We start from the raw sequence: 3,238 nt of genomic DNA, 5'->3' as shown, positions 1-3,238 counted from the left end.
GTGCGCAGCGTGGCGGGCAGCTACACCGCCAGCTACGGCTACGACGACAACGGTAACGTCATCAGCGCCACCAACGGCAAATACCGTAGCGTCAGCTACACCAGCTTCGACCAGCCGGACAGCGGCCAGGGCCTGCAGGGCCCGTTCGGTAGTCCGAAATACACCTGGCAATACGACGAGAACCACGCGCGGGTGAGCGAAACCCGGGTGAACGCCAGCGGCACGCGCACCACATGGTACGTGGGAGGGGACTTCGAGAGCGAAACCGCGCCTGGCGGCGCGGTGAGCAACCGCCACATGCTGAGCGCGGGTGGCCAGGTCATCGGCGTGTTGATCAGCACCGGTGCGCTGCCGGCGCCATCGGTGGACATCACGCAAAGTCCGCCGGCCAGCGTCAGCCTGGTGAAGGTGGAGTACTGGCACAAGGACCACCTGGGCAGCCTGATCAGCACCACCGACCACACGGGTGCGGTGACCGCGCGCTATGCCTACGATCCGTTCGGCAAGCGTCGTTATACCAATGGCAGCTACGACGCCAACGGCAACGTGGTGGTGGACTGGAGCCCGACCCTGAATGCCGGTACCGGCAATGGTTTCACTAGCGCCGAGCAGCTGGACGACGTGGGCGTCGTGCATATGAATGGCCGGCTATTCGACCCGATGCTGGGCATGTTCATGCAGCCTAATCCCGCCGTGAATGACGCGGGCAACCTGCAGAGCTTCAACCGTTACAGCTATTGCGAGAACAACCCGCTGACCTGCGCCGACCCCACCGGTCTGTCAGACGCGCGGCCCCTGGTTAGCGTCAGCGMCATCGGCTTGGCCATGCGCCAAGGCAATATGGTGCGAGTTGGTGTCCATATTTACACGTCCGCCGCCGGCCTGGCCTTTGCCGGCGCGGGCAGGCCTCTGGGTCTCCTGATGTGCGGCGGCGTGTCCTGCGCGAATAAGGTGTTGACGAACCAGATACAATATACGACCGAGGAGATCGCCAAGTTCAACGAGTATTACGCTGCGCAGGCCCAGGCCCAGTACGCGCAGCAGTCGGCGTCCTGGCAGCAGGCGCAAGACTGGTACCGGAACTATAACGAGGGGCTGGATGCAAGTTTCAAATTGCAGGGCTTTCAGTTCGATCAGCGGCAAGCACTGGCAGAATTTAATCGCATGAAACAGCTCGTCCCCTTGGTTAAGGAGTGGCGCAGTCAAGGTGGCACTGGTGGGGCGGATGAATTTCTTAAGTGGCTCAATGATTCAGGGGCGTCGGCAAGCAACGGAAATGGTCCAGGAACATTGACTCCGGGACAGCGTGATTTCCTTGAAAACTCTGTTGCATGTGCGGGTAAATGTCCGTTACCGGTTGGCCCGTTTAAGGGAGTCGGTGAAGTTGGTGAGCCAGCTGGGGCAAGAGGTACAGCTGGGGAGGCTGTTCCTGGGCTTGCTGGCGTTGTAGCCATGGCTGTAGTCACTATTACCGCCAGCAAATTACGTACCGATGACCAAGATAAATTTATTTATGTAACCTACACCCGAGTGAATCCGGCTTCAGGTCAAGTTTATTCTGGCCGTACTAGTGGATATGGCACTCCCGAAGCTTTGGTGCGTCAACGTGGGCTGCAGCAACTGCATCTGAACCAGGAAGGATTTGCTCCCCCAGTTGTAGATCGCTGGACGACTGATTACAGTGAGATCCGTGGCCGCGAGCAGCAGCTTATTGACTTCTTTGGAGGGGCTCAAAGTGTTGGCGGGACTGCTCGCAATAAGATTAACGGGGTCGCAGACCTTAGCGTGAACAGATATTGGTATATGAGTGCGGCAGTTGCTAGGTGGGGAACTTTGCCAGATAACTCGCCGCCGAGACGAAGGTGGGGGCCATAAAAATGAAGCCAAAGACAAGGAAAAATTTTAAACCAGGTGATGTGTACGCAATCCCTCTAAAATCAGGGGGATATGCGTTGGGGCTTGTTTGTTGCACAAATGATTTTGCGTTTTTTAACTTCCGTACCGAATCTCCGGCTCTTCCTGAAGGGTTATTGGGCTTTCCATTGGGTTTTAGGGTCCCGGTGGCTAAGGACGCGCCAACTGCGGGTAAATGGAATTATGTCGGGCATGTGGAGTTGACTGGCGACTATGCGCGACCTTCCAGCTATTTGCATAAGCCCATTGGTTCGGAACAATGCTACATATATAGTGCGGGAGTAGAGGAGCCGGCGGCCAAAGAAGAATGTGCAGGTTTGGAAATACTCTCCACTTGGTTTTCGTTCCATATTGAAGAACGTTTGGATGATTATTTTGCCGGGCGTGAAAACAAATCCGTAACCTCCATGAGGAAGTATTTGGGTATTGAGGCAGGTTAAAAATACTTGTTTTACTTATCGTGTAGCCATATTTCTCACCGCAACTGGCTTTGGTTTTAAACGCTATATTCGGCGGATTGATTTCTGGACGAAGTGGGTCCGGCAATCAATCGCGTCAAGATAAGTTTGCAGGATGAGTTCACGCATTCGCCCCTATTGAAATTCATGCGGGAGATTAAGTGTCGAGTCCCGTCTGATCATAAACGCGTTTGACGAATAATTCAGACCGCTTCTTCTGCCATTCCTTGAGTGCCAGGATGGGCGTTTTTGCGTCAAGGACGCGCTGCGGTATGTGGTGGTCGTACAGCTTCAAGTAGTTCAGCAAGGCCGTCGCCAGGTCGGCCTTGCTGTCGAAACGGGTTTGCTGCAGCAGTTCATTGATGCGGCCGTTGAAACGCTCGACCATGCCATTCGTTTGCGGATGGCGCGGTGGTGCCAATTGATGCTCGGCAGGCAGGGCTGCGCAAGCGACATCGAAGGCGTGCTTGCCGCTGGGCTTTTTGTCTTTGGTGGCGACACGGTCGGTGAATTGCGAGCCGTTGTCGGTCAGGATTTTGCTGATCTTGATGGGCGAAGCCAGCTTGAGCCGACGCAGAAAATCGACGCTGCTCGCCTCGGTCATGTCGCTGTAGATGTGCATGAAAACCCAGCGTGTGGCGCGGTCGATGGCGACGAACAGGTAGCGGCGCGAGGTCTCATCCGGCATCTGCGGCAGGTACTTGAGGTCGATGTGGATGAAGCCGGGTTCGTAGTCCTTGAGGGTTTTCTTCGGTGCGATCGTTTCGCCCTCGGCCTTCGGGATCACATCCTCCAGGCGTGCCATCCCTTCGCGCTTGAGAAGGCGGGCGATGCCGGAGCGGGACACATCGGCATTGATGTACTAC

Annotated in this window: 2 protein-coding genes and 1 pseudogene; 2 read left to right on the top strand and 1 reads right to left on the bottom strand. The window is 56.1% G+C overall.

Annotated features, from left to right (window positions below; genetic code table 11):
* Together AC1DYX_RS29685 and AC1DYX_RS29680 are read left to right on the top strand one after the other, a co-directional pair.
* On the top strand, positions 1-1,875 hold a 1,875-nt coding region (locus AC1DYX_RS29685; RefSeq protein ID WP_477265592.1), incomplete at its 5' end, for an RHS repeat domain-containing protein.
* A 2-nt stretch (positions 1,876-1,877) separates the two neighbouring features.
* Complete coding sequence (locus AC1DYX_RS29680; RefSeq protein ID WP_477265590.1) at positions 1,878-2,354, top strand: Imm26 family immunity protein; 477 nt, start codon at positions 1,878-1,880, stop codon at positions 2,352-2,354.
* Between the two features lie 175 nt (positions 2,355-2,529).
* Here the strand turns inward: AC1DYX_RS29680 and AC1DYX_RS29675 are convergent.
* Positions 2,530-3,234, bottom strand: a pseudogene (locus AC1DYX_RS29675) (DDE-type integrase/transposase/recombinase); the annotation flags it as partial.
* Positions 3,235-3,238 lie beyond the last annotated feature (4 nt).

The sequence above is a fragment of the Massilia sp. P2_C2 genome (assembly GCF_056404615.1).
This window is presented reverse-complemented; position numbering and strand designations above follow the sequence as displayed.

Bases quoted from the DNA above. Each gene is read 5' to 3' on its own strand.
- AC1DYX_RS29680 (WP_477265590.1), top strand. From the start codon at position 1,878: ATGAAGCCAAAGACAAGGAAAAATTTTAAACCAGGTGATGTGTACGCA.